This is a genomic window from Streptomyces sp. NPDC051020 (assembly GCF_040683105.1).
Lineage (GTDB): Bacteria > Actinomycetota > Actinomycetes > Streptomycetales > Streptomycetaceae > Streptomyces.
The window spans coordinates 20,931-45,743 of the sequence record NZ_JBFBCG010000003.1; the positions used below are offsets into that span (position 1 = coordinate 20,931).

A 24,813-nucleotide genomic window follows, 5' to 3' on the forward strand; every position below is an offset into this window, starting at 1 on the left:
TGAGGCAGGCGAGGCACGCCCCGGGCCGGCCCGCCGGTCACGTGTTCCCTCAGCACATCCGGCCCAGGGCGTCCTTCAGTCGCCGCGCGTCCCGCAGCCGCTGCTCGTACGTCGCCCCGACCACCAGCAGCAGCACACCCGCGAGCGCAGGCGGCAGCCAGCGCGGCAGCGCACCGACCACCTGGACGACATAGGGCGCCAGTTCGTGCAGGGCGTCCAATGCCAGCACCGCGCCGCCGAGCAGCAGCAGCGCCTGCAGCCGCAGCCGGGCCCCGGCGAGCGTGAGCGCCAGCGCCACCACGCCGAGCAGCAGCGGCCGGACCCACGACGGGTCGGTCCAGGCCGCGACGAGACTCGGCACCAGCGTCGCCGCAAGGCCCGCCCCGTACGCCGTCCACGAGGACGCCGCCGGATCGCGGCGCCGCCGCATCACACCGACCACCAGCGCGGGCACCGTCACCGGCAGGGAGTACGCCTCCGGAGTCGACACCCCGGAAGCCGACAACCGCACCCACGTCGCCAGGACGAACAGGACCGCCGCCACATATCCGGCCGCCGGCCGCCGCTGCGCGCGCACCGCCGTACCCGCCGCCAGCACCCCGCACAGCGCGAGCACCAGCGCCAGGTACGGCCTGTCCGGTGCGGCCATCGCGATCGCCACCGCACCCGCCACGGCGCCGGTCAGCTCGACCGGCAGCGCCGGCGGGCCGCCCCGCAGCCGCGCCCCGATCAGCACTGTCAGCGTGGGGACGACCAGCATGATCGGCGCGGCCCGGTACGTCGTGAGCTCCAGCGACACCCCTACGGCTCCGGCGAGCACCGTCCCGCACACCACCGCCGCACACGCCAGAACTCCCTGCACCACCCGGGCCGTCGGCGACCCTTCGGCACGCGTCCCCGCCGCGGCCGCCGCGAACAGCACCAGCAGCGCCCCGAAGACCGCATAGGTGGCGGGCTCCGCGGCCAGTGACAGCGCTCCCGCGCTCACCGTCCCGACCGCACCGCACACCAGCGCCACCGGTGTGACGGGGCCCGCCCCGCGACGCAACACCCGTACTGCCCCGGCGAGAAGCGCCGCGATCAGCGCCAACTGCACCACCACCGCGGCCGCGTACGGAGCGTCCAGCTGGGCCGGCACCACCAGCAGCCCCGCCCACCCGGTCACCAACGCACCGGCCCCGGCCGCACCCCGCCACGATTCGCCCGGGGAGATCACCGCACCGGCCACTCGCACCCACTGGGGCCACCAGCGGTGCGCCGCCCCCAGCAGACCGGCCACCACCAGCAGAATCACCGGCGCCGTGTACAGCTGCGACCACTCCGCGCCCGCCAGCCCCAGAGCACCGCGCGCACTGCCGTCCGGTGCACCCGACCACACCGGGGCCGGCCGCGACAGCGGACCCGCCAGCGTCATGGCGGCTGCCGGTGCCGCCGCCAGTACCGCGCCCGAAACCACCGCGGCCGACGCCCACAGCACACCCTGCCCGGCCGGCCGGGGCAGCGGAGCCCGTACCGCCGCACACAGCACCAGACCGCACAGCAGATACACCGGAACCGACCAGTCCTCGGCGACCCCCGCGCGCAGCACACCACCCACAGCCGCGACCACCGCCAGCCCGGCCACCACTCCACCGGCCACCGCGATCTCCTTCGGTGCCCGCCACACCGCGAACAGCGCGACCGCCGCTCCCGCCAGCAACAGTGCCCCCGGGGCAACGGCGGAGAGGGGCGAACCAGCCGTCACCGACTGCGTCAGCGCCACCAGCACCCCGGAGAGCCCCGTCACGCATCCGCAGACGGACGCGGTCACCCGGACCCCAACGCCCTTGCCCCACCGGGCGATCGCAGAGTCCAGCAACGCCGTCAGCACCAGCGCCCAACCGAAGCCCGAGGCCGGCGCGTCTGCCGACCACGCCCACAGCACCCACGTGAATTGCGCACTCACCACGGCCACCGGCAGCGGCAGACGAAGCTTGCCGAGTGCCAGACCGTACGCCGTCCACACCACGGCGAGGACCGCCGACGCGACCGCGGTGAACCCGAGACCGTCCGTGTCCGGCGCCGCCACCGCGTGCAGCGCGTACGCATCCAGCACCATCAGCACCAGAGCCAGCGCACCGAGCGACTCGGCCGTCGACGACAGACCGCGGCGCAGCAGCAGCGCGGGCGCGGCCGACGCCGCGACCGTCACCAGGGCGAGCACCGCAGAGCGGCCGCTTATCCCCATATGACCCCAGCTGACCAGGGTGAACGCGATCGCCGCGATCGTCAGCAGCAGCCCGCCGAGACTCTGCAGCACATTTTGGGCGTTGCGCGGCGGGACCGGCGCACCGGGAGAGCCGAACGGGGGCGCGGGCCACTGCGGATACGGCTGCGCCGGTCCGGTAGGCGCCGCGGACGCCGGTCCCGGAGAAGCGGCGGGCGGGGCGGCCGGCGGCTGCAGCACACTCACCAGCCAGGCGCGACGGGTCAGCAACTGCATCCGGCGGGCGTCCAGCCGGACCAGTTCGCGGTCGAGGAGCGCCAATTCCTCGGCGGGTGGCGGCACATGTTCCATATCCGGGAGTGTGGCGCGGCCCACAGATCCGGACATGCGCTCGGCTACTCAGGTACGGGACTGAGTACGCGCAGACTGGGACCCATGGACTGGAGCCGCTACCGCTTTGTGAGCATCTGGGACGTTTCCTCCCCACCCGATGCCGTGTACGGAATCCTGGAACGCGCCGAGGAGTACCCGCAGTGGTGGCCGCAGGTTCGCGAGGTCACCTCGGTCGACGACACCACCGGAACCGTGCGCGTCCGCTCCGCCCTCCCGTACGACCTGGTCCTGACTGTCCGCGCGAGCCGCCGCGACCCCGCGGCCGGGATCCTCGAAGTGACCCTCGACGGCGACCTCGACGGCTGGGCCCGCTGGACCGTCACCGCGCACGGCGCCGGCAGCCGTGCCACGTACGAGCAGGAGGTCGAGGTGCGGCGGCGGATCATGCGGCTGCTCGCGGTGCCCGGACGTGCGGTGTTCCGGGCGAACCACGCCCTGATGATGCGGGCGGGACGCCGCGGACTGGCGGCCCGACTCGAAGCAGTTTGAACCACACCCGCCGAGACCTGTATGGTTCAGTGCGTTCCCGGGCGATTAGCTCAGTGGGAGAGCGCTTCGTTCACACCGAAGAGGTCACTGGTTCGAAACCAGTATCGCCCACCCCGGGAGAGGCCGGTCCGTCAGCACCATCGACGGACCGGCCTCTTCATGTCCGGAATCACCCCGGGGCGTCCGGGATCACGCGGCGGCGGGCAGCTCAGGACGCAGCGGCCAGGACGGATCCACCGCCTCCGGTGTCCCGCTCTTCGCGAACCACGCCTGCAGACCGCGCGCCTGCGCCGCATGCCACACCGCCTGCAGCGCGTGCAGCTCCGCCGGGGACAGCCGCTCCAGCCGCGACGAAAAGCGCCGCCCCACCGCCCGTACCAGCTCCAGCGACGCCGCCGCATCGGCCGCCGCGTCATGAGCGCCGTCCAGCACCACCTCGTACAGCGCACAGAGATCGGTGAGCGTGCGCCGCCCCTTGCGGTAGCGGTCCAGGTGCTTGTCCAGGACCCGGGGATCCAGCACGCACAGCGGCGTGTTCCCCAGATAGCCGGCCAGTGACGACGCCCGGTGCCGCTTCAGCTCCCGGTCGAGCAGCGTCAGATCGAACGGTGCGTTCATCACGACGAGCGGGCGTCCCGCCGCCCACTGCTCGGCCAGTGCCCGGGCTATCTCCTCCACCACGGGCGCGGGCCACCGGCCGTTGCGCTGCAGATGGTCATCGGTCAGACCGTGGATCTCGGTCGCCCCCACGGGCACCGGAACCCCCGGATTCACCAGCCAGCGAGTGACGCGCATGCGCCCGCCCGCCGCGTCCTGGACGACCAGGGAGGCCGAAACGATCCGGTCCTCCTCTACGTCCACTCCCGTCGTCTCGGTGTCAAAAGCGGCCAGCGGCCCCTCGTACCAGTGAGTCATCCCCGAACTCCTCGTGCCTGACCGGCAGATGGCGTGATCCCCCTGCCCGATTCGGTGATACCCGCGCCCTTTGCCTGATACGCCGTTTGCGGACCGCTCGCTGCGGTGACAACACAAAGGACAGGCACAGAAGTTGCCTGAGGACGCACCGACCGAACCAACCGATCGGCACAGCCCGGAAGGCATACGGAGCCATGGCGCTCGCGCAGCCCGACCCGAGCGGGCTGTTGCCCCAGCGGATCGCTCCGCTGCGCGGCACACTCGCCACCACCGCCTGCATGGAGACGCTTCAGGTGGGCTACCTGCACGCGGTCGCGGCCGCGGCAGGGTGCTCCCTGTCGCAGCCCTTTCCCGACAACGGCATCGACTGGCATGTCAGCCACGGCGCCCCGGGCCACACCGTCGACGACGAGGTGACCATCAAGGTGCAGCTCAAATGCACCTACCAGATACCGCCGCACCCACCCGGACCGACGTTCGCCTTCACGCTGGACAACGCCCACCTCGTGAAGCTCGCCCGGACGCCCGTGTCGGTGCACAAGATCCTGGTCGTGATGCTCGTACCGCGCAGCCAGGACGACTGGTTGCGCGCCGGGCACGAACGGCTCGACCTGCGGCACTGCTGCTACTGGACCAACCTGGCCGGTCACGCGGTGACAGGCCGGCACAGGACCACTGTGCGGATCCCGACCACGCGCATATTCGACGACCGCGCGCTCTGCGAGATCATGACGCGGGTCGGGGCGGGAGGGAGACCCTGATGCACCGGCCGATGGACGAGCCCGCCGACAGCACGATCCCGTCGGGCACGCGACCACACCCCAGCGAGACCGTGACCCACTGGCCCACCGCCCTGCCACCCTCCGGGGACATTCCCGATCCCGCCCGCGTCGACCCCGCGGTCCTCGGCGTCCTGCTCGACCGGCACGGCTGGCACCGCCGCGGCGGTGCGGCCGGACGGTACAGCCGATGGACCCCACCGGGGGCCGCGGCACCCTCCGGCGGCACGAGCCTGCTCGTACCCGACACCACCGCCTTCCCCGACAGCGAGGACCTGCTCGGCGAAGCACTCACGGCGCTCGCCCGCAGCGCCGTCCCCTCCGCACGCGATGTGCTGGTCTCCCTCGCCGTGCCCAGCGACGAGATCCGCTGGTGGCGCGATGTCCCCGACGGCGCCGCCGGTCCCGCCGGTGCCGCCGGAGCGGCCGGCTGGACTGCCGCGGAGCAGCTTCGCGCCGCGGCCCGGCAGATGCTGCTCGCCGGAGCGCTCGCCGTACGGGCCCGTACCGGGTTCCATGGCACACGCCACCGCCGAAGGGCCCTCGCCGCGCTCGAAGGCATCCTCGTCGGACCCGCGCCGGGCGGCCGCGACCTCACTGCCTGTCTCCCCGTCGAAACCGGCCGGGACGTCGCCGTACGGCTCTACCACGCCCTGCACGCTACCCGCGAAGCCATCGACTTCCAGCGCGCCACCGGAGGCATGGAAGCCTTCGGCAGTGCCGTCGAGGCGGGTGTCAGCCGGGAGCTGACCGAGGCCGTGATCGCGCTGGTCCGCGGCTCGGAGGGCACCAGGATCTCGCTCGCCTGGGCACCCGCCGCAGGAACCCCCGAAGGCTGCCCTGCCCGGCCCGAACCAGTGGAGTTCTCGCCGGGCGACCTGCCCGCCCTGCGCCGGGCGGGAGCCCGCTACCAGCAGGACGAACCCGCCGTCGCGGTCCGGATCACCGGTGCGGTCGTCCGGCTGCGCCGCTCGGGACCGCGCGGCGCGGGAATCGTGCGGCTGCGGGTGCTGGCGGGCGCGGAGGTGCCGCACGTGCGGCTGGAGCTCGACGAGGAGGCGTACCGGATCGCGGGCCACGCCCACCTCGTCGGACTGCCGATCCGGGTGGAGGGGCGACTGGAGAGCCGGGGCGGCTTCCGGCGGCTGACCCGGGCCTCGCAGGTGGTGCCCGTACAGGTCGACGAGGCGGAGCGGGACCGGCTGATGAAATCGCTCCAGGAGAACGTCGACTACTTCGAGGAGGCCTGCACGGGCGAGTAGCCGGAGAGAGGGACCCGGCGCGGTGACCGCCGACTGCCGGAACGAACCCTTTCGCGAAGGGGGCCGTCGGCTCGGTACGATTCCTCTTGCGTGCGCAGTGGAATATGGCGCGCACCCCCCTTCAGTCAGGAGAGACCGGTGTCAGACGTCCGTGTGATCATCCAACGCGATTCCGAGCGGGAAGAGCGCGTGGTGACGACGGGCACTACGGCTGCCGAGCTCTTCCCCGGCGAGCGCACCGTTGTCGCCGCCCGGGTGGCCGGTGAGCTGAAGGACCTCGCGTACGTCGTCGCCGACGGCGAGGTCGTCGAGCCCGTCGAAATCTCCTCCGAGGACGGCCTGAACATCCTCCGGCACTCCACCGCGCACGTCATGGCGCAGGCAGTGCAGGAGCTCTTCCCGGAGGCCAAGCTCGGCATCGGCCCGCCGGTCAAGGACGGCTTCTACTACGACTTCGACGTCGAGAAGCCGTTCACGCCCGAGGACCTCAAAGCCATCGAGAAGAAGATGCAGGAGATCCAGAAGCGGGGACAGCGGTTCTCCCGCCGGGTCGTCACCGACGAGGCCGCCCGCGAGGAGCTTGCCGACGAGCCGTACAAGCTTGAGCTCATCGGCATCAAGGGCTCGGCCTCCTCGGAGGACGGCGCGAATGTCGAGGTGGGCGGCGGCGAGCTGACCATCTACGACAACCTCGACCCGAAGACCGGCGACCTGTGCTGGAAGGACCTCTGCCGCGGTCCGCACCTGCCGACCACCCGGAACATCCCGGCGTTCAAGCTGATGCGGAACGCCGCGGCGTACTGGCGGGGCAGTGAGAAGAACCCGATGCTCCAGCGCATCTACGGCACCGCGTGGCCCACCAAGGACGAACTCAAGGCGCACCTGGAGTTCCTGGAGGAGGCCGCCAAGCGGGACCACCGCAAGCTCGGCAACGAGCTGGACCTCTTCTCCTTCCCCGACGAGATCGGCCCCGGCCTCGCGGTCTTCCACCCCAAGGGCGGCATCATCCGCCGGGCCATGGAGGACTACTCGCGCAGGCGGCACGAGGAGGAGGGCTACGAGTTCGTCTACTCCCCGCACGCCACCAAGGGCAAGCTCTTCGAGAAGTCCGGTCACCTGGACTGGTACGCCGAGGGCATGTACCCGCCCATGCAGCTCGACGACGGGGTGGACTACTACCTCAAGCCGATGAACTGCCCGATGCACAACCTGATCTTCGATGCGCGCGGCCGTTCGTACCGTGAACTGCCTTTGCGTCTCTTCGAGTTCGGCACGGTGTACCGGTACGAGAAGTCGGGTGTGGTGCACGGCCTGACCCGCTCGCGCGGCTTCACGCAGGACGACGCGCACATCTACTGCACCAAGGAGCAGATGGCGGACGAGCTGGACAGGACGCTCACCTTCGTCCTGAACCTGCTGCGCGACTACGGTCTGACCGACTTCTACCTGGAGCTGTCCACCAAGGACCCGGAGAAGTTCGTCGGATCCGACGAGATCTGGGAAGAAGCGACCGAGACGCTGCGCCAGGTCGCCGAGAAGCAGGGACTGCCCCTGGTCCCGGACCCGGGTGGTGCCGCCTTCTACGGCCCGAAGATCTCGGTCCAGTGCAAGGACGCCATCGGCCGTACCTGGCAGATGTCGACCGTGCAGCTCGACTTCAACCTGCCGGAGCGCTTCGACCTGGAGTACACCGGCCCCGACGGCACCAAGCAGCGCCCGGTCATGATCCACCGCGCCCTGTTCGGTTCCATCGAGCGCTTCTTCGCGGTGCTGCTGGAGCACTACGCGGGTGCGTTCCCGGTCTGGCTGGCCCCGGTCCAGGCGGTCGGCATCCCGATCGGCGACGCGCACATCCCGTACCTCCAGGAGTTCGCTGCGCAGGCCAGGAAGAAGGGTCTGCGGGTCGAGGTGGACGCCTCCTCGGACCGGATGCAGAAGAAGATCCGCAACCAGCAGAAGGCCAAGGTGCCCTTCATGATCATCGCGGGTGATGAGGACATGGCCAACGGCGCCGTCTCCTTCCGCTACCGCGACGGATCGCAGGAGAACGGCATCCCGGTCGCGGACGCCATCGCCAAGATCCAGAAGGCCGTCGAGGACCGCGTCCAGGTCTGACCCGACCGCCAGGGAGGCCCCCGGAGCGCTAACCGCGCTCCGGGGGCCTCTTCTCGTCCTCCCGGGTGAACACCTGCACCAGCCACGACGAGAACGAACCCGTCACGGCCCCCAGCAGCGCCAGCCCGCAGACCATCAGCCCCACCGCGATGGTCCTGCCGCTCGGCGTGACCGGCGCGACGTCCCCGTATCCGACCGTGGTGAGCGTCGCGCACGCCCACCACGCCGCGTCGCCGAACGTCCGGATCGTGGCGCCCGGAGCCACGCGCTCCTGGTCGTACACGGCGAGCGCGGCCGAGAACCCGAGCAGCAGGGCGGTCATACCGGCGTAGCTGATCACCCGGGCGTACAGGCTCAGCCGCGGCCGCTCGCGCTGCCGCTGCACCGCTGTGTAGACCCGGATCAGACGCAACGGCCTCAGCAGCGGGAGCACCAGCACCACCGTGTCCAGCCAGTGGGTACGCAGGTAACGCAGACCCTGGCCGCTGAGCCGGACCCGTACGGCATAGTCCGCCGCGAAGAGGAGCCAGGTGGCGACGACCAGGGTCGTGCCGACGTCACGCCACGGCTGGGTGTGGTCGGGAACGAGGATGCGGACCGCGTACCCGAGGAGGAAGAACAGCGACGCGACGAAGAGCGGCACCTCCGTGCGCTGCTCCCAGCGCCTGAACCGGAGAGGGGTGGAGGAGTCCGAGGGCTGGTCGCTCATGGCCTCAGGATCGTCGCCCGGCGATGGGGGGCGGCCCCGGCGACACGCTCCGCAGGAGTGAAGCAATATGCTGATCTGCATGACGACTGAGCCGGAGCAGCAGATCGGAGTGGGAACGCCCGACGCGTTCCAGCGCCTGTGGACGCCCCACCGGATGGCGTACATCCAGGGTGAGAACAAGCCTACCGGCCCGGAGGCCGGCGACGGCTGCCCGTTCTGTGCGATCCCGGCGAAGTCGGACGAGGACGGGCTCATCGTGGCGCGCGGTGAGACGGTCTATGCCGTGCTGAACCTGTATCCGTACAACGGCGGACATCTGATGGTGGTGCCGTACCGGCATGTCGCCGACTACACGGAGCTGGACGGTCAGGAGACCCTGGAGCTGGCCGACTTCACCAAGCGGGCGATGACGGCGCTGCGGGCGGCCTCGGGGGCGCACGGTTTCAATATCGGGATGAATCAGGGGACGGTGGCGGGCGCCGGCATTGCCGCGCATCTGCATCAGCACCTGGTGCCGCGCTGGGGCGGTGACACCAACTTCATGCCGGTCGTCGGTCACACGAAGGTGCTGCCGCAGCTGCTCGCCGATACCCGGAAGATGCTCGCCGACGCCTGGCCCGCGGTCTGAGCCGAGCGGTACGAGCACGAGGCGCCCGGGATGTCCCGGGCGCCTCTTCCGCCTGCCCTACGCGTCGTACAGGTCGGCCTTCTTGGGGATCGGGTCCTGCACCAGTCCGCTGAGGATCATGGACCGGTTGTCGAAGCGCTCCGTGTCGACCCCGTTCTCGTCCAGGACACGCATGGCCGCACTGTGCACGGCACGCAGGACGGGGGTGGCGGCGCGCATCGCGTCGTCCGCCATGAAGCGGTGGCGCCACGGCTTCTCCGCCCAGGCGTGGCGCAGACCGAACGGCTCCGGGAGGGTGATCTTGCCGCCCAGGTAGTCGAGGAGCGGCGGGTACCAGGTGAAGGGGGCGCGCAGGGCCAGGCGGACGACCTCCTTGGACTCCACCAGCGGGAGAGTGATCTTGCGGGTCTCCCAGAATCTGACGGTCTTGTTGACCGTCTTCGTCTTGGCCTCGGGCTTGCTCGTGAAGAGCGAGTGGACGGGGCCGAGGGCGTGCCCGGTGACCTCGATCCGGAGCGTCTCGTGAAGCACCGTGACGGTGATCATCATGGTGATGACCAGCTGGCCGTCCCAGAGGGTGAACTGGACACCCAGGTAGTGGCGGTCGCCGCTGCCGAACTGCTGGTGGTTGCAGATGCGCTGTATCTCGTGCGGCTTGATCTGGAAGGTGGAGACGTCCTCGCCCTCCGGGCGGGAGACCGAGTCGGCGTTCTCACCGACGGGCGAGACGATCCAGTGGGTGACCGAGGGCGTGGTGAATCCGCCGGTGTGCAGCGGTCCGCGTTCCAGCTGCTTGAGCTGGTCGTGGATGACGCGAATCAGGTCCCAGCTGCGGAACTGGTGGAACTCCTTGCCGGGTTCCTTGGGGACGAGCTCCTCAGCGAGCTGCCAGCTGCCCCAGCGGGTGCCCATGCCGAGGATGCCCTTGGGACCGGCATAGAAGACAGAGTTGGACTGCTGTTCGGCGGACAGCTTCTCCAGACCCTGGCGCAGCGCCTCGCGGGCGGTCTCGTTGGGATTCTTCGGTACGGCCTCGGGGATCTTGGCGATGACCCCGCCGCCGGAGAGCAGCCCCTCCCAGCGGGCGCGCATGTCCTTGGCGGAGGTTTCCGCGATCCGTTTGGCGATCAGCCAGCCGATGACGGGGGCGACGATCATCGCGCGCAGGTACAGCGCGAGGAGACCGCCGACAGGCAGTTTGATCAGGAAGATCAGGGCCACGACGCCGATGACGGGGAGCAGGGCGATACCGAGGGCACTGAGGGCCTTGTCCTTGGTGGAGCCCAGGCCGTCGCGGAGGCGGAACGCGAGGACCCACAGGAGCAGTCCGGGCAGGAAGAGGAAGCCGAAGAGCGCGGTCACCAGGGTCAGTTTGGTGTCCCGTGCCTTGCGGAGCCGGCTCGCGGACAGGCAGTGCTCGACGACGGTCTGCGGATCGGTGCCGAAGGACTGGATGAGGGCTTTGCGGGCGCCGCCCAGCATGCGCTCCTGGACGGCACGGGAGAATGCCTCGCCGAGGTTGGGAGTGAAGTACTTGCTCTTGAAGAGCTTGGACCGGCCTTCCTCGACCTTGGACTTGTGCCACTCGCTGTCGGCCTTGAGGATCTCTTCCACCGGGCTGTCGCGGTACGCGGCGGAGGCGAGGGCGTTCGTCGCCACCGCCTGTCCGGCCGCCCCCTGGAGCGGGATCTGCGCTCCGGGAGAGAAATCGAATCCGTCGTTGGCCACTGTCGCCCCCACTTGCCGCCAAGGAACCACTCCTGCGGCTGTTTCCCAACTGCCGTGCCCGGCACACCTTCTGAGCTGGGACCACAGCGTATCGTCCGGATCGGAGCTCCGTCCGCCCTTGTGGACAAGGGCGGACGGAGTCGCCGACTACACGCTGTTCGTGGTGTTTTCCTGCTGTTCGCGGAAACGGTCCGCGAGCTGCGGCGGCATCGGTTCGTGCCGGGCGTACGACCGGTCGAATCGGCCGGTGCCGTGCGACAGGGAGCGCAGGTCGATCGCATACCGGCCGATCTCCAGCTCAGGCACCTCGGCCCGCACGAGCGTGCGCCCCGCCCCTGACTGCTCGGTGCCGACCACCCGGCCGCGCCGCCCCGACAGATCGCTCATGACCGGTCCCACGTAGTCGTCGGGGACGAGGACCTGGACCTCGGAGACAGGTTCGAGGAGCTGGATCCGGGTCTCCGCGGCCGCTTCCCGAAGGGCCAGTGCGCCCGCCGCCTGGAACGCCGCGTCGGACGAGTCCACGGAGTGGGCCTTTCCGTCCCGCAGGGTGATCCTCACGTCGACGAGGGGGTGGCCGGCCGCCACTCCGCGGGCGGCCTGGGCGCGTATCCCCTTCTCCACGGACGGGATGAACTGGCGGGGTACGGCTCCGCCGACCACTTTGTCGACGAATTCGATGCCCGAACCGGGTGGCAGCGGCTCCACCTCGATCTCGCAGATGGCGTACTGGCCGTGGCCGCCGGACTGTTTGACGTGCCGTCCGCGGCCGGTCGACGGGCCGGCGAACGTCTCGCGCAGGGGCACCTTGTGGGAGACGGTGTCGACCTGTACCCCGTACCGGGTACGCAGCCGGTCCAGTGCCACGTCCTGATGGGCCTCGCCGAGGCACCACAGAACCACCTGATGGGTGTCCTGGTTCTGTTCGAGGCGCATCGTGGGGTCCTCGGCGACGAGCCGTGCGAGCCCCTGGGAGAGCTTGTCCTCGTCCGCCTTGCTGTGGGCCTCGATGGCCAGCGGCAGCAGCGGGTCGGGCATGGACCAGGGCTCCATCAGCAGCGGATCCTCCGGAGCAGAGAGGGTGTCCCCGGTCTCGGCGCCGCCCAGTTTGGCGACGCAGGCCAGGTCCCCCGCGATGCAGCTGGTCAGGGCGCGCTGCTGCTTGCCGAACGGGGCGGACAGCGCGCCGACGCGGACATCTGCCTCGTGGAACGGACGGGGTTCGTGGCCGGGGTCGGTGAGTCCGTGGCCGAGCACGTGGACCGCTTCGTCGGGCCGCAGCGTGCCGGAGAAGACGCGGACCAGGGAGACGCGGCCGACGTACGGGTCGGAGGCCGTCTTGACGACTTCGGCCACCAGTGGTCCGTCGGGGTCGCAGGACGGGGCGGGGCGGAGGGCGCCGCTCGGCGTGGTGACAGCGGGCAGCGGGCGCTCCAGCGGGGTCGGGAAGCCCCCGGTGATCAGATCCAGGAGTTCGACCGTACCGATGCCCTGGCGGCCGTCCTCGCCGGCGGGCGCCGCCGTGAGGACGGGGTGGAAGGCGTCGCGGGCGACGGCGCGCTCCAGGTCGTCGATCAGGGTCTTGATGTCGATGTCCTCGCCGCCGAGGTACCGGTCCATCAGGGCCTCGTCCTCGCTCTCGGCGATGATCCCTTCGATCAGCCGGTTACGGGCGTCCTGGAGCGGTACGTGCTGGTCGTCGGCGGGCGGGGTCTCTTTCCGTTCGCCGGAGGAGTAGTCGAAGATACGCTGCGTGAGCAGGCCGGTGAGCCCGGTCAGCGGGGCGTGCCCGTCCGGTCCCTCGGGGCCGAGCACGGGCAGATAGAGCGGCAGTACGGCGTCGGGGTCGTCGCCCCCGAAGATCTCGCCGCAGACGCGGGTCATCTCGTCGAAGGACGTGCGGGCGGTGTCGAGGTGGGTGACGACGATGGCGCGCGGCATGCCGACGGCGGCGCACTCCTCCCACGCGGCGCGGGTGGTGCCCACCACGGCGTCGGCCTCCTGGGCCGCCGAGACGACGAAAAGGGCCGCGTCCGCTGCTCGCAGACCGGCCCTGAGTTCCCCGACGAAGTCGGCGTATCCGGGGGTGTCCAACAGATTGATCTTGTACCCGCCCCATTCGACGGGGACCAGGGAGAGTTGTACGGAGCGTTGCTGGCGGTGTTCGATCTCGTCGTAGTCGGAGACCGTGCCGCCGTCCTCGACCCGGCCGGCCCGGTTGACCGCTCCGGCGGTCTGCGCGAGGGCTTCGACGAGGGTGGTCTTGCCTGATCCGCTGTGGCCGACCAGCACCACGTTCCGTATGGAGGAGGACCGGTCGGCCGTTGCTGCTCTGCCGGCGGCCCCGGTGTGTGCATGTGCCTTGTCGCCCATGATGTGCCTCCCGGTGGGGTGCGCTGTGCGGGGAGATTGCCTGGCGCGGTGGGGGAGAAGGAGGGCGCGGGCCTGAAGAGCCGCCGCGGCGGCTACGACGACGCCCGCGGTAATTCGAGCTTTCCACTCCGGTCAGGCTGCGTCCATACGTCGGACGCCGACGCCGAGCACGGACGCCCGGACAGTGGACGCGTCCGACTGGTGACTACGATGGGCCAGCCGGTGGCCGAAGGGGCCGCGCGGCCCACCGACCCTCGGGAAGGCCATGCTGAACAAGTACGCGCGTGCATTTTTTACGCGTGTCCTCACACCGTTCGCCGCGCTGCTGCTCCGTCTCGGCGTGAGCCCTGACGCGGTCACGCTCATCGGTACGGCCGGAGTGGTGGCAGGTGCGCTGGTCTTCTTCCCCATGGGGGAGTTCTTCTGGGGCACGATCGTCATCACGATCTTCGTCTTCTCCGACCTTGTCGACGGCAACATGGCCCGGCAGGCCGGCATCTCCAGCCGCTGGGGCGCCTTCCTGGACTCGACCCTGGACCGGGTCGCCGACGGAGCGATCTTCGGCGGGTTCGCGCTCTGGTACGCGGGCAACGGCGACGACAACATGATGTGCGCGGTGGCGATCTTCTGCCTGGCCAGCGGCCAGGTGGTCTCCTACACGAAGGCCCGGGGCGAGTCGATCGGGCTGCCGGTCGCGGTCAACGGTCTGGTGGAGCGGGCGGAGCGGCTGGTCATCTCGCTGGTGGCGGCCGGGCTGGCCGGGCTCCACACGTTCGGTGTGCCGGGGGTCGACATCCTGCTGCCGATCGCGCTGTGGATCGTCGCCGTGGGCAGCCTGGTGACGCTGGTGCAGCGGGTGGTGACCGTGCGCCGCGAGTCCGCGGAGGCCGACGCGGCAGCCGCGGCGGACCGGGGGAGCGAGGCGACGCAGTGAGCGGCGCCGGGCGGGAACCGAGGACCGGGCTGAAGGACCGGCTGACCGACGGGCTGTACGGGCTCGGCTGGGGCGCGGTCAAGAAGCTCCCGGAGCCGGCCGCCCAGGCGCTCTTCCGTACCCTCGCCGACCAGGTCTGGAAGCGGCGTGGCAAGAGCGTGCTGCGGCTGGAGTCGAACCTGGCCAGGGTGGTGCCGGACGCGAGTCCGGCCCGGCTCGCCGCACTGTCCAAGGCCGGGATGCGCTCGTACATGCGCTACTGGATGGAGTCGTTCCGGCTGCCCACCTGGAGCCCGGAGCGGATCAAGGCCGGCATAGACGTCACGGACGTCCACCGGCTGACCGGGGGCCTGGAAGCCGGGCGCGGTGTGATCCTCGCGCTGCCGCACCTGGGGAACTGGGACCTGGCGGGAGCCTGGGTCACCACCGATCTGAAGGTGCCGTTCACCACGGTCGCCGAGCGGCTGAAGCCCGAGTCGCTGTACGACCGGTTCGTCGCCTACCGCGAGGGGCTCGGCATGGAGGTCCTGCCGCACACCGGCGGGTCGGCCTTCGGCACGCTGGCACGGCGGCTGCGGGACGGCGGACTGGTCTGCCTGGTCGCCGACCGCGACCTCTCCGCCTCCGGCGTCGAGGTGCAGTTCTTCGGTGACACGGCACGGATGCCCGCCGGACCCGCGCTGCTGGCCCAGCAGACCGGCGCGCTGCTGCTGCCCGTGACGCTCCGGTACGACGCGACCCCCGTGATGAAGGCCCGGATCCACCCGGCCGTCGAGGTGCCCGAGTCAGGTACGCGCACGGAGAAGACGTCTGTGATGACGCAGGCGCTGGCCGATGCCTTCGCCGCCGGAATCGCCGAGCATCCGGAAGACTGGCACATGCTGCAGCGGCTCTGGCTCGCCGACCTCGAACCCCGTGGAGAGCAGCCATGAAGATCGGCATCGTCTGCCCGTACTCCTGGGACGTACCGGGCGGCGTCCAGTTCCACATCCGCGACCTCGCCGAACACCTGATCCGCCTGGGCCACCAGGTGTCGGTGCTGGCTCCCGCCGACGACGAGACGCCGTTGCCGCCGTACGTGGTGTCGGCGGGCCGGGCCGTGCCCGTCCCGTACAACGGCTCCGTCGCCCGGCTGAATTTCGGCTTCCTGTCCGCGGCGCGGGTGCGCCGCTGGCTGCACGACGGCACCTTCGATGTGATCCACATCCATGAGCCGACCTCGCCGTCACTCGGCCTGCTCACCTGCTGGGCCGCGCAGGGACCGATCGTCGCCACGTTCCACACCTCCAATCCGCGGTCCCGCGCGATGATCGCCGCGTACCCGATCCTGCAGCCCGCGCTGGAGAAGATCAGCGCGCGCATCGCGGTGAGCGAGTACGCACGCCGGACCCTGGTCGAGCACCTCGGCGGCGACGCGGTCGTCATCCCGAACGGGGTCGATGTCGGCTTCTTCGACAAGGCCGAGCCCAAGGTCGAGTGGCAGGGCGGGACGATCGGCTTCATCGGGCGTATCGACGAGCCCCGCAAGGGCCTGCCCGTCCTGATGCGGGCGCTGCCCGCCATCCTCGCCGCACGCCCGGAGACCAGGCTGCTGGTGGCGGGGCGCGGCGACGAGGAGGAGGCGGTCGCCTCGCTGCCTGAGGCGATGCGCGAGCGCGTCGAATTCCTCGGCATGGTGAGCGACGAGGACAAGGCGCGGCTGCTGCGCAGTGTCGATGTGTATGTCGCGCCGAATACGGGTGGCGAGAGCTTCGGGATCATCCTGGTCGAGGCGATGTCGGCGGGCGCGCCGGTCCTCGCCAGCGATCTGGACGCGTTCGCCCAGGTACTGGACCTGGGGGCGGCGGGCGAACTGTTCGCCAACGAGGACGCGGAGGCGCTGGCGTCGGCGGCGATCCGGTTGCTCGGCGACCCGGAGCGGCGCGCGGAGCTGAGCGACCGTGGCCGGGCGCATGTGCGACGGTTCGACTGGTCGACGGTGGGGGCGGACATCCTCGCGGTGTACGAGACGGTGACGGACGGGGCCGCGTCGGTGGCGACCGACGAACGTACGGGGCTGCGGGCCCGGTTCGGGCTGGCCCGGGACTGAGGCGGGCCGGAGGGCGGGACAGGGCGCCCTCGACGGTAGCCTTGCGGCCCGTGATCGAAACCCTCATCTGGATCGCCGTCGCGCTCGTCGCGATCGGCCTGTACCTCAGCTGGACCGCCGGACGGCTGGACCGGCTGCACACGCGGATCGACGCCGCCCGCGCCGCCCTCGACGCCCAATTGCTGCGCCGCGCCTCGGTCACCCAGGAACTGGCCACATCCGGTGTCCTCGACCCGGCCGCGTCCATCGTGTTGTACGAGGCCGCGCACGCCGCCCGGCAGTCCGAGGAGGAACAGCGTGAGGTGGCGGAGAGCGAGCTCAGCACCGCGCTGCGGGCGGTGTTCGGCGAGACGGCGCAGGTGGAGGCGGTGAAGGAGATTCCCGGCGGTGAGGAGGCGGCGTCCGAACTGGCCGCGGCCGTGCGCCGGGTGCCGATGGCGCGGCGGTTCCACAACGACGCGGTGCGGGCGGCGCGGGCGCTGCGCCGCCACCGCACGGTGCGCTGGTTCCGGCTGGCCGGGCACGCACCGTTCCCGCTGGCCTTCGAGATGGACGACGAGCCGCCTGTGGCCTTGGCGGACCGCCCGGTCAGCTGACCGGGCGCGGCGCCGCCGCCCACCCCGTACGGGGCCGTACGAGGCGGTACGCGGTCGTACAGGGCCAAAACGATCCACCGGCCTCTTATTGGCCCTTGTCGTGGACTGGTCCCGGAGAGTTTGCTCTGCAGTGCATCACCCAGCACTTTCAGCATCTTTTTCTCCGAGTGAGGTCGATCCGTGTCCACGCTTCCCAGCACCCCGCAGTCCGCCGATTCCCCGGCTACCGGCACCGCCCGCGTGAAGCGCGGCATGGCCGAGCAGCTCAAGGGCGGCGTGATCATGGACGTCGTCAACGCCGAGCAGGCGAAGATCGCCGAGGACGCGGGTGCCGTGGCCGTCATGGCCCTGGAGCGGGTGCCCGCCGACATCCGCAAGGACGGCGGTGTGGCCCGGATGTCCGACCCGAACATGATCGAAGAGATCATCGAGGCCGTCTCCATCCCGGTGATGGCGAAGTCCCGCATCGGCCACTTCGTCGAGGCGCAGGTCCTGCAGTCCCTCGGTGTCGACTACATCGACGAGTCCGAGGTCCTCACGCCGGCCGACGAGGTCAACCACAGCGACAAGTTCGCCTTCACCACGCCGTTCGTCTGCGGCGCCACCAACCTGGGCGAGGCGCTTCGCCGCATCGCCGAGGGCGCGGCCATGATCCGCTCCAAGGGCGAGGCCGGCACCGGCAACGTCGTCGAGGCGGTCCGCCACCTGCGCCAGATCAAGAACGAGATCGCCCGGCTGCGCGGCTACGACAACAACGAGCTGTACGCCGCGGCCAAGGAGCTCCGCGCCCCGTACGAGCTGGTCAAGGAGGTCGCCGAGCTCGGCAAGCTGCCCGTCGTGCTGTTCTCCGCCGGTGGCGTCGCCACCCCGGCCGACGCCGCGCTGATGCGCCAGCTCGGCGCCGAGGGCGTCTTCGTCGGCTCCGGCATCTTCAAGTCCGGCGACCCGGCCAAGCGCGCCGCCGCCATCGTGAAGGCCACCACCTTCTACGACGACCCGAAGATCATCGCGGACGCCTCCCGCAACCTGGGCGAGGCCATGGTCGGCATCAACTGCGACACCCTGCCCGAGGCCGAGCGCTACGCCAACCGCGGCTGGTAGTCACAGATGAGCGACACCCCTGTGATCGGAGTCCTGGCTCTCCAGGGCGACGTACGGGAGCACCTGATCGCCCTGGCCTCGGCAGACGCCCTGGCCAGGCCGGTCCGGCGCCCCGAAGAACTCGCCGAGGTCGACGGTCTCGTCATACCCGGCGGCGAATCCACCACGATGTCCAAGCTCGCCACCCTGTTCGGCATGCTGGAACCTCTGCGCGAGCGGGTCCGCGCCGGCATGCCGGTCTACGGCACGTGCGCCGGAATGATCCTGCTGGCCGACAAGATCCTCGACCCGCGCTCGGGCCAGGAGACCGTCGGCGGCATCGACATGATCGTGCGTCGTAACGCCTTCGGGCGGCAGAACGAGTCCTTCGAGGCCGCCGTCGAGGTCGCCGGGATCGAGGGCGGCCCGGTCGAGGGCGTCTTCATCCGCGCCCCCTGGGTGGAATCGGTAGGCGCCCGGGCCGAGGTGATCGCCGAGCACGGCGGCCATATTGTCGCCGTACGTCAGGGAAACGCCCTGGCGACGTCATTCCACCCGGAACTGACCGGTGACCATCGGGTTCACGCACTCTTCGTCGACATGGTGCGCGCCAAGGGGTGAACGGATCCCGGTAGGATCTCCGTTGTTCATTTCTACTGGCGACGCGTTGTAAGGAGCTGGCGATGTCCGGCCACTCTAAGTGGGCTACCACCAAGCACAAGAAGGCCGTGATTGATGCCAAGCGCGGCAAGCTCTTCGCCAAGCTGATCAAGAACATCGAGGTCGCGGCCCGCACCGGCGGCGTGGACCCCGAGGGCAACCCGACCCTCGTCGATGCGATCCAGAAGGCGAAGAAGAGCTCCGTCCCGAACAAGAACATCGACTCCGCGGTCAAGCGCGGTGGCGGTCTCGAAGCGGGCGGCGTCGATTACCAGACCATCATGTACGAGGGTTACGGCCCGAACGGTGTCGCGGTGCTCATCGAGTGCCTCACCGACAACCGCAACCGTGCCGCCTCCGACGTGCGTGTCGCGATGACCCGCAACGGCGGTTCGATGGCCGACCCGGGTTCGGTCTCGTACCTCTTCAACCGCAAGGGCGTCGTCATCGTCCCCAAGGGCGAGCTCACCGAGGACGACGTCCTCGGTGCGGTGCTCGACGCGGGCGCCGAGGAGGTCAATGACCTCGGGGAGTCCTACGAGGTCGTCAGCGAGGCCACCGACATGGTCGCGGTCCGTACCGCGCTTCAGCAGTCGGGCATCGACTACGACTCGGCCGAGGCCAACTTCCTGCCCACCATGCAGGTCGCGCTGGACGAGGAAGGCGCGCGCAAGATCTTCAAGCTGATCGACGCGCTGGAGGACAGCGACGACGTGCAGAACGTCTTCGCCAACTTCGACGTCTCGGACGAGGTCATGGAGAAGGTCGACGCCTGAGACGGCGGACGACGCATCGCATCCCCGCGTGAGCGGGGATGCCCCGGAGACGGGCAGCGTCCGGCCGCTGTACAGGGGCACTCTCCGCGCGGGCGGAGCCGACGGGCCGACGGGGACACACCCCGTCGGCCCGTCGCATTGTCAGTGCGAGCCGATAGCCTGCGGGAACAGTTGACCGATCGGCAGAGGGGGCGCTTCATGCGGGTACTGGGCGTGGACCCGGGACTGACCCGGTGCGGCGTCGGTGTCGTCGAAGGAGTGGCGGGCCGCCCCCTGACGATGCTCGGGGTCGGCGTCGTCCGCACCCCCACCGATGCCGAGCTCGGCCACCGGCTGGTCGCGATCGAGCGCGGCATCGAGGAGTGGCTCGACGAGCATCGCCCCGAATTCGTCGCCGTGGAGCGGGTGTTCAGCCAGCACAACGTCCGTACGGTGATGGGCACCGCCCAGGCCAGTGCGGTCGCCATGCTCTGCGCGTCCCGCCGCGGCATCCCCGTCGCCCTGCACACCCCCAGCGAGGTCAAGGCCGCCGTCACCGGCACCGGCCGCGCCGACAAGGCGCAGGTCGGAGCGATGGTCACCCGGCTTCTTCGGCTCGACGCACCACCGAAGCCCGCCGACGCCGCCGACGCCCTGGCCCTCGCCATCTGCCACATCTGGCGGGGCCCGGCCGTCAACCGCCTCCAGCAGGCGCACGAGGCCGCCGCCCGTGGTCCTCGCGTTTCCCGTACACCCGCAGTTCCCGTCCGGAAGGTCCCCCGATGATCGCCTTCGTCAGCGGCCCCGTCGCCGCGCTCGCCCCGACCACGGCCGTGATCGAGGTCGGCGGCATCGGCATGGCCGTCCAGTGCAGCCCCCACACCCTCGCCGACCTGCGGATCGGCCAGGAGGCCAGGCTGGCCACCTCCCTCGTCGTACGGGAGGACTCGCTCACCCTCTACGGCTTCGCCGACGACGACCAGCGGCAGGTCTTCGAGCTGCTCCAGACCGCCAGCGGCGTCGGTCCCCGGCTTGCCCAGGCGATGCTCGCCGTGCACAGCCCTGACGTCCTGCGCCTTGCCGTCTCCACCGGTGACGAGAAGGCCCTCACCGCCGTCCCCGGCATCGGCAAGAAGGGCGCACAGAAACTCCTCCTCGAACTGAAGGACAGACTGGGCGAGCCCGTCGGCGCGCACATCGGTCACCAGGGTGTCGGCACCGCCGTCACCTCTTCGTGGCGCGACCAGCTGCAGGCCGCCCTGATCGGCCTCGGGTACGCGACCCGTGAGGCCGACGAGGCGGTCACCGCTGTCGCCCCGCAGGCCGAGGCCGCGCTGGCACAGGGCGCCCAGCCGCCCGTGCCGCAGCTGCTGCGGGCCGCTCTGCAGACCCTCAACCGCGCACGCTGACCGCACGCCGGCCGGACGCGACACCCCCGACGCCCGGGCACCGCACGGCCCGGCACCGAAACACCCGAGGCGGGACTGACCGAATGAACTGGGACGACACCGGACCCGAGACCGACGAGCGCCTCGTCGACGCCGGCGCGGACGGCGAGGACACGGCGGTCGAAGCCGCCCTGCGGCCGAAGGACCTCGACGAATTCGTCGGCCAGGAGAAGGTGCGCGAACAGCTCGACCTGGTCCTGAAGGCCGCCTTGGCTCGCGGCGCCACCGCCGACCACGTCCTGCTCTCCGGCGCCCCCGGCCTCGGCAAAACCACCCTCTCCATGATCATCGCTGCCGAGATGGGCGCCCCGATCCGGATCACCTCGGGCCCCGCCATCCAGCACGCGGGCGACCTCGCCGCGATCCTCTCCTCCCTCCAGGAGGGCGAGGTCCTCTTTCTCGACGAGATCCACCGCATGTCACGGCCCGCCGAAGAGATGCTCTACATGGCGATGGAGGACTTCCGAGTCGACGTCATCGTCGGCAAGGGCCCCGGTGCCACCGCCATCCCGTTGGAACTGCCGCCCTTCACCCTTGTGGGCGCCACCACCCGGGCCGGACTCCTGCCGCCCCCGCTGCGCGACCGCTTCGGCTTCACCGGGCACATGGAGTTCTACGCCCCTGCCGAACTGGAACGCGTCATCCACCGCTCCGCCCGCCTCCTCGACGTCGCGATAGACGCCGAGGGCGCAGCCGAGATCGCCGGGCGCTCCCGCGGCACGCCCCGTATCGCCAACCGGCTGCTGCGCCGCGTCCGCGACTACGCCCAGGTCAAGGCGGACGGCCGGATCGACCGCGGCGTCGCCTCCGCCGCCCTCGGGGTGTACGAGGTCGACGGGCGAGGTCTCGACCGCCTGGACCGGGCGGTGCTCGGCGCGCTCCTGAAGCTCTTCAGCGGCGGACCGGTCGGTCTGTCCACCCTCGCGGTCGCCGTGGGGGAGGAACGCGAGACGGTCGAGGAGGTCGCGGAGCCCTTCCTGGTACGGGAAGGACTCCTGGCCAGGACGCCGCGGGGCCGGGTCGCCACCCCCGCGGCCTGGGCACATCTCGGTCTCGTCCCCCCTCAGCACGGCGGAAAGGGACAACAGGGTCTGTTCGGGGCGTGATGCGTCACAGGTTCGCCCGGACTGGAACCAGGGTGCGATGCTGGGCGTTGTTCCATCGATGCGGACTCGCTTAGACTCCGCCGATGCCGCCCGTACAGGGCGGTGTACCCACCCCCGTAGATCAGGCCGCATTCCAGCGCGGTCGTGCGAAGGAAAATCGTCCCGTGAATCCCGTGACTCTCCTCCCCTTCATCGTGCTCATCGGGGCCATGTTCCTGATGACCCGGTCCGCCAAGAAGAAGCAGGCCGCCGCCGCGCAGATGCGCGACGAGATGCAGCCCGGCACCGGCGTTCGGACGATCGGGGGCATGTACGCCACCGTCAAGGAGCTTCACGACGACACGGTTCTCCTCGAGGTCGCGCCCGGCGTCCACGCCATCTACGCCAAGAACGCCATCGGTGCCGTCCTGGACGACGCGGAGTACAACCGCATCGTCCACGGTGACGACGAGCTCGACGGCGCGGTCGTGCCGGACGACGCGTCCTCGCTGACCGAGCACGTCGAGGCCGACACGGACGTCGACACCGACGCGGACGACGCGGACGATGCCAAAATCGACCTGGGCAAGAAGGCCGAGGCCGACGACGTCGAGCCGAAGGACGCCAAGGCCGACGAGAAGTCCGAGGGCAAGGCCGACGGCGAGGCCGACGCGAAGTAATTCACGACCCGGGGATGCCAGGAGCCCACCAGCGTCCGGCATCCCCGGGACCGTGCGATCTTCTGCGGGGGCAGGTCCCCACAACACTTCGTGGCCGCCCGGGCGCACAGCCGGCGCGGGGCGGTTGGACAGGGAGAAACGAGAAGGTGGCAGCACCGAAGAAGGGCCGAGGGCCGTCCGGCGGCCAGGGCAGGCCGGGGCGCGCCCTGGCTCTGATCCTGATCGCCATGGTCGCGCTCACCGGCGGGATGTTCTTGTCCGGTAACACCACGCCACGGCTGGGTATCGACCTGGCGGGCGGCACGTCGATCACGCTCAAGGCGCAGAGTCAGCCCGGTAAGCCGGACGCGATCAACCAGACCAACATGGACACCGCGGTCAGCATCATCGAACGCCGTGTCAATGGTCTGGGTGTCTCCGAGGCCGAGGTTCAGACCCAGGGCCGGGACAACATCATCGTCAACATCCCCAAGGGAACGAACTCGAAGCAGGCCCGGGAACAGGTCGGTACGACCGCCCAGCTCTACTTCCGGCCCGTGCTCGCCGTCACCGAAGGCAAGGCGACGCCCACGCCCACCGGCACCGCCAGTCCCTCGGCCTCCGGCTCGCCGAAGCCGAGCGCGTCGCCCAGCAGCAAGGAGACGGCCTCCGGATCCAAGGCCACTCCCTCGTCGAGCGCCACCACCCAGGGCCGTGCGGTCACCGGCGCGCTGACGAAGGACACGTCGCCCAGCCCCAGCGCCTCCGGCACGCCGAAGGCGTCCGCGAGCCCGTCGGCCTCGGTCGACCCGGCCGCCGCCGAGCTGCAGAAGAAGTTCGCGGCGCTGGACTGCTCCACCAAGGCCAGCCGCGCGATGGCCGGTGCCAACGTGAAGCCCACCGACACCACGGTCGCGTGCAGCTCCGAGGGCGACGCCAAGTACGTCCTCGGCCCGGCCGCGGTCTCCGGTACGGACGTGAGCAGCGCCAAGGCCGCGATCGACCAGCAGCGCGGCATGTGGATCGTGCAGATGGACTTCACCAAGAATGGTTCGAAGAAGTTCCAGCAGGTCACCTCGAAGCTGTCCACGCAGCAGTCGCCGATGAACCAGTTCGCCATCGCGCTCGACGGCGAGGTCGTCTCCGCGCCCCAGGTCAACGAGACGCTCAGCGGCAGCGCCGAGATCTCCGGCAGCTTCACCCAGCAGTCCGCCCAGGACCTGGCGAACGTTCTGTCCTACGGTGCGCTCCCGCTGTCCTTCCACGAGGACACGGTCACCACGGTCACCGCGGCGCTCGGCGGTGAGCAGCTCCAGGCGGGTCTGATCGCCGGTGCGATCGGTCTGGCCCTGGTCATCATCTACCTGGTGGTCTACTACCGCGGTCTGGCACTCATCGCGCTCCTGAGCCTCGCTGCCTCCGGGATACTGACCTACACGCTCATGGCGCTGCTCGGCCCGGCCATCGGCTTCGCGCTGAACCTCCCCGCGGTCTGTGGTGCCATCGTGGCGATCGGTATCACCGCGGACTCGTTCATCGTGTACTTCGAACGTATCCGGGACGAGATCCGTGAGGGCCGCACCCTCCGTCCGGCCGTCGAGCGTGCCTGGCCGCGCGCCCGTCGCACCATCCTCGTCTCCGACTTCGTGTCGTTCCTCGCCGCGGCGGTTCTCTTCGTCGTCACCGTCGGCAAGGTCCAGGGCTTCGCCTTCACGCTGGGTCTCACCACCCTGCTCGACGTGGTCGTGGTGTTCCTCTTCACCAAGCCCGTCATGACGCTGATGGCCCGTACGAAGTTCTTCTCCAGCGGTCACCCGTGGTCCGGCCTGGACCCGAAGCGGCTCGGTGCCAAGCCGCCGCTGCGCCGCTCGCGCCGTGTCAACGCCCCCATCGACCCGAAGGAGGCGTGA

22 protein-coding genes and 1 tRNA gene are annotated in these 24,813 nt (G+C 70.4%); 18 read left to right on the forward strand and 5 right to left on the reverse strand.

All coding sequences use genetic code 11. The features are described from left to right. Positions 1-49: 49 nt before the first annotated feature. Positions 50-2,557 carry a hypothetical protein gene (locus tag AB0N06_RS02590; protein ID WP_366132946.1) on the reverse strand — a complete coding sequence of 836 codons (2,508 nt, stop codon included), beginning with the start codon at positions 2,555-2,557 and terminating at the stop codon, positions 50-52. An 84-nt stretch (positions 2,558-2,641) separates the two neighbouring features. On the opposite strand from AB0N06_RS02590, the gene AB0N06_RS02595 reads away from it, so the two are divergent. Both AB0N06_RS02595 and AB0N06_RS02600 read left to right on the forward strand, forming a co-directional pair. Further along, the gene (locus AB0N06_RS02595) at positions 2,642-3,088 is read left to right on the forward strand and encodes an SRPBCC family protein (protein WP_366132947.1); all 447 of its coding nucleotides are present in this window, start codon (positions 2,642-2,644) and stop codon (positions 3,086-3,088) included. 39 nt (positions 3,089-3,127) lie between these two features. Beyond that, positions 3,128-3,199, forward strand: a tRNA-Val gene (locus AB0N06_RS02600). A gap of 78 nt (positions 3,200-3,277) precedes the next feature. Here the strand turns inward: AB0N06_RS02600 and AB0N06_RS02605 are convergent. Then, positions 3,278-4,003, reverse strand: a complete 726-nt coding sequence (locus AB0N06_RS02605; protein WP_366132948.1) for a 3'-5' exonuclease — start codon at positions 4,001-4,003, stop codon at positions 3,278-3,280. Positions 4,004-4,197: 194 nt separating this feature from the next. On the opposite strand from AB0N06_RS02605, the gene AB0N06_RS02610 reads away from it, so the two are divergent. The 3 genes from AB0N06_RS02610 (at position 4,198) to thrS (ending at position 8,159) form a co-directional block, all read left to right on the forward strand. Beyond that, the gene (locus AB0N06_RS02610) at positions 4,198-4,764 is read left to right on the forward strand and encodes a DUF4365 domain-containing protein (RefSeq protein WP_266987877.1); all 567 of its coding nucleotides are present in this window, start codon (positions 4,198-4,200) and stop codon (positions 4,762-4,764) included. Next, positions 4,764-6,044: a hypothetical protein gene (locus tag AB0N06_RS02615; RefSeq protein WP_366132949.1), complete on the forward strand. Its 1,281-nt coding sequence runs from the start codon at positions 4,764-4,766 to the stop codon at positions 6,042-6,044. Before AB0N06_RS02610 ends, AB0N06_RS02615 begins: the two co-directional genes overlap by 1 nt. A 138-nt stretch (positions 6,045-6,182) precedes the next feature. Next, positions 6,183-8,159, forward strand: a complete 1,977-nt coding sequence (gene thrS / locus AB0N06_RS02620) for a threonine--tRNA ligase (RefSeq protein WP_366132950.1) — start codon at positions 6,183-6,185, stop codon at positions 8,157-8,159. Positions 8,160-8,187: 28 nt separating this feature from the next. On the opposite strand, the gene AB0N06_RS02625 is transcribed toward thrS, so the two are convergent. After that, the gene (locus tag AB0N06_RS02625) at positions 8,188-8,868 is read right to left on the reverse strand and encodes a potassium channel family protein (RefSeq protein ID WP_366132951.1); all 681 of its coding nucleotides are present in this window, start codon (positions 8,866-8,868) and stop codon (positions 8,188-8,190) included. Positions 8,869-8,935: 67 nt separating this feature from the next. Between AB0N06_RS02625 and AB0N06_RS02630 the strand changes: the two genes are divergently transcribed. Then, positions 8,936-9,496, forward strand: coding sequence for an HIT domain-containing protein (locus AB0N06_RS02630; RefSeq protein ID WP_366132952.1), 561 nt, complete (start codon positions 8,936-8,938; stop codon positions 9,494-9,496). Between the two features lie 57 nt (positions 9,497-9,553). Here AB0N06_RS02630 and AB0N06_RS02635 read toward each other — a convergent pair whose 3' ends face one another. After that, positions 9,554-11,224 carry a hypothetical protein gene (locus tag AB0N06_RS02635; protein ID WP_366132953.1) on the reverse strand — a complete coding sequence of 557 codons (1,671 nt, stop codon included), beginning with the start codon at positions 11,222-11,224 and terminating at the stop codon, positions 9,554-9,556. Between the two features lie 147 nt (positions 11,225-11,371). Next, on the reverse strand, positions 11,372-13,597 hold the full coding sequence (locus AB0N06_RS02640; RefSeq protein ID WP_366132954.1) for an elongation factor G-like protein EF-G2: 2,226 nt from the start codon (positions 13,595-13,597) through the stop codon (positions 11,372-11,374). Positions 13,598-13,862: 265 nt separating this feature from the next. On the opposite strand from AB0N06_RS02640, the gene pgsA reads away from it, so the two are divergent. From pgsA to secD, 12 genes are all read left to right on the forward strand, one after another. Then, a complete protein-coding gene (gene pgsA, locus AB0N06_RS02645) occupies positions 13,863-14,531 on the forward strand; it encodes a phosphatidylinositol phosphate synthase (RefSeq protein ID WP_366132955.1) in 669 nt (222 codons plus the stop codon). Next, positions 14,528-15,463, forward strand: coding sequence for a phosphatidylinositol mannoside acyltransferase (locus tag AB0N06_RS02650; RefSeq protein WP_366132956.1), 936 nt, complete (start codon positions 14,528-14,530; stop codon positions 15,461-15,463). The genes pgsA and AB0N06_RS02650 overlap by 4 nt, the downstream gene beginning before the upstream one ends. Next, positions 15,460-16,620 (forward strand): glycosyltransferase family 4 protein, encoded by a 1,161-nt coding sequence (locus AB0N06_RS02655; RefSeq protein ID WP_366132957.1) that lies wholly within the window; start codon positions 15,460-15,462, stop codon positions 16,618-16,620. The genes AB0N06_RS02650 and AB0N06_RS02655 overlap by 4 nt, the downstream gene beginning before the upstream one ends. A 50-nt stretch (positions 16,621-16,670) precedes the next feature. Then, a complete protein-coding gene (locus AB0N06_RS02660) occupies positions 16,671-17,216 on the forward strand; it encodes a hypothetical protein (protein ID WP_358860771.1) in 546 nt (181 codons plus the stop codon). Positions 17,217-17,396: 180 nt separating this feature from the next. Then, complete coding sequence (gene pdxS / locus AB0N06_RS02665) at positions 17,397-18,317, forward strand: pyridoxal 5'-phosphate synthase lyase subunit PdxS (RefSeq protein WP_266987900.1); 921 nt, start codon at positions 17,397-17,399, stop codon at positions 18,315-18,317. Between the two features lie 6 nt (positions 18,318-18,323). Next, positions 18,324-18,917: a pyridoxal 5'-phosphate synthase glutaminase subunit PdxT gene (gene pdxT, locus AB0N06_RS02670; RefSeq protein ID WP_366132958.1), complete on the forward strand. Its 594-nt coding sequence runs from the start codon at positions 18,324-18,326 to the stop codon at positions 18,915-18,917. 62 nt (positions 18,918-18,979) lie between these two features. Next, the gene (locus AB0N06_RS02675; protein ID WP_366132959.1) at positions 18,980-19,732 is read left to right on the forward strand and encodes a YebC/PmpR family DNA-binding transcriptional regulator; all 753 of its coding nucleotides are present in this window, start codon (positions 18,980-18,982) and stop codon (positions 19,730-19,732) included. A 198-nt stretch (positions 19,733-19,930) separates the two neighbouring features. Next, positions 19,931-20,497, forward strand: coding sequence for a crossover junction endodeoxyribonuclease RuvC (gene ruvC / locus AB0N06_RS02680; protein ID WP_366132960.1), 567 nt, complete (start codon positions 19,931-19,933; stop codon positions 20,495-20,497). Next, a complete protein-coding gene (gene ruvA / locus AB0N06_RS02685) occupies positions 20,494-21,120 on the forward strand; it encodes a Holliday junction branch migration protein RuvA (RefSeq protein ID WP_366132961.1) in 627 nt (208 codons plus the stop codon). The genes ruvC and ruvA overlap by 4 nt, the downstream gene beginning before the upstream one ends. 83 nt (positions 21,121-21,203) lie before the next feature. Beyond that, on the forward strand, positions 21,204-22,265 hold the full coding sequence (gene ruvB / locus AB0N06_RS02690) for a Holliday junction branch migration DNA helicase RuvB (RefSeq protein ID WP_366132962.1): 1,062 nt from the start codon (positions 21,204-21,206) through the stop codon (positions 22,263-22,265). Between the two features lie 164 nt (positions 22,266-22,429). Continuing rightward, complete coding sequence (gene yajC, locus AB0N06_RS02695) at positions 22,430-22,924, forward strand: preprotein translocase subunit YajC (protein WP_366132963.1); 495 nt, start codon at positions 22,430-22,432, stop codon at positions 22,922-22,924. Positions 22,925-23,070: 146 nt separating this feature from the next. Continuing rightward, positions 23,071-24,813, forward strand: a complete 1,743-nt coding sequence (gene secD, locus AB0N06_RS02700; protein WP_366132964.1) for a protein translocase subunit SecD — start codon at positions 23,071-23,073, stop codon at positions 24,811-24,813.

What these genes read in the sequence shown, in the direction of transcription:
- pgsA (WP_366132955.1), top strand. Translation starts at nt 13,863, where the DNA reads ATGCTGAACAAGTACGCGCGTGCATTTTTTACGCGTGTCCTCACACCG.
- AB0N06_RS02655 (WP_366132957.1), top strand. Translation starts at nt 15,460, where the DNA reads ATGAAGATCGGCATCGTCTGCCCGTACTCCTGGGACGTACCGGGCGGC.
- AB0N06_RS02610 (WP_266987877.1), top strand. Translation starts at nt 4,198, where the DNA reads ATGGCGCTCGCGCAGCCCGACCCGAGCGGGCTGTTGCCCCAGCGGATC.
- ruvB (WP_366132962.1), top strand. Translation starts at nt 21,204, where the DNA reads ATGAACTGGGACGACACCGGACCCGAGACCGACGAGCGCCTCGTCGAC.
- AB0N06_RS02595 (WP_366132947.1), top strand. Translation starts at nt 2,642, where the DNA reads ATGGACTGGAGCCGCTACCGCTTTGTGAGCATCTGGGACGTTTCCTCC.
- AB0N06_RS02625 (WP_366132951.1), bottom strand. Translation starts at nt 8,868, where the DNA reads ATGAGCGACCAGCCCTCGGACTCCTCCACCCCTCTCCGGTTCAGGCGC.
- AB0N06_RS02675 (WP_366132959.1), top strand. Translation starts at nt 18,980, where the DNA reads ATGTCCGGCCACTCTAAGTGGGCTACCACCAAGCACAAGAAGGCCGTG.
- AB0N06_RS02630 (WP_366132952.1), top strand. Translation starts at nt 8,936, where the DNA reads ATGCTGATCTGCATGACGACTGAGCCGGAGCAGCAGATCGGAGTGGGA.
- AB0N06_RS02615 (WP_366132949.1), top strand. Translation starts at nt 4,764, where the DNA reads ATGCACCGGCCGATGGACGAGCCCGCCGACAGCACGATCCCGTCGGGC.
- AB0N06_RS02590 (WP_366132946.1), bottom strand. Translation starts at nt 2,557, where the DNA reads ATGGAACATGTGCCGCCACCCGCCGAGGAATTGGCGCTCCTCGACCGC.
- AB0N06_RS02605 (WP_366132948.1), bottom strand. Translation starts at nt 4,003, where the DNA reads ATGACTCACTGGTACGAGGGGCCGCTGGCCGCTTTTGACACCGAGACG.
- ruvA (WP_366132961.1), top strand. Translation starts at nt 20,494, where the DNA reads ATGATCGCCTTCGTCAGCGGCCCCGTCGCCGCGCTCGCCCCGACCACG.
- AB0N06_RS02640 (WP_366132954.1), bottom strand. Translation starts at nt 13,597, where the DNA reads ATGGGCGACAAGGCACATGCACACACCGGGGCCGCCGGCAGAGCAGCA.
- ruvC (WP_366132960.1), top strand. Translation starts at nt 19,931, where the DNA reads ATGCGGGTACTGGGCGTGGACCCGGGACTGACCCGGTGCGGCGTCGGT.
- pdxT (WP_366132958.1), top strand. Translation starts at nt 18,324, where the DNA reads ATGAGCGACACCCCTGTGATCGGAGTCCTGGCTCTCCAGGGCGACGTA.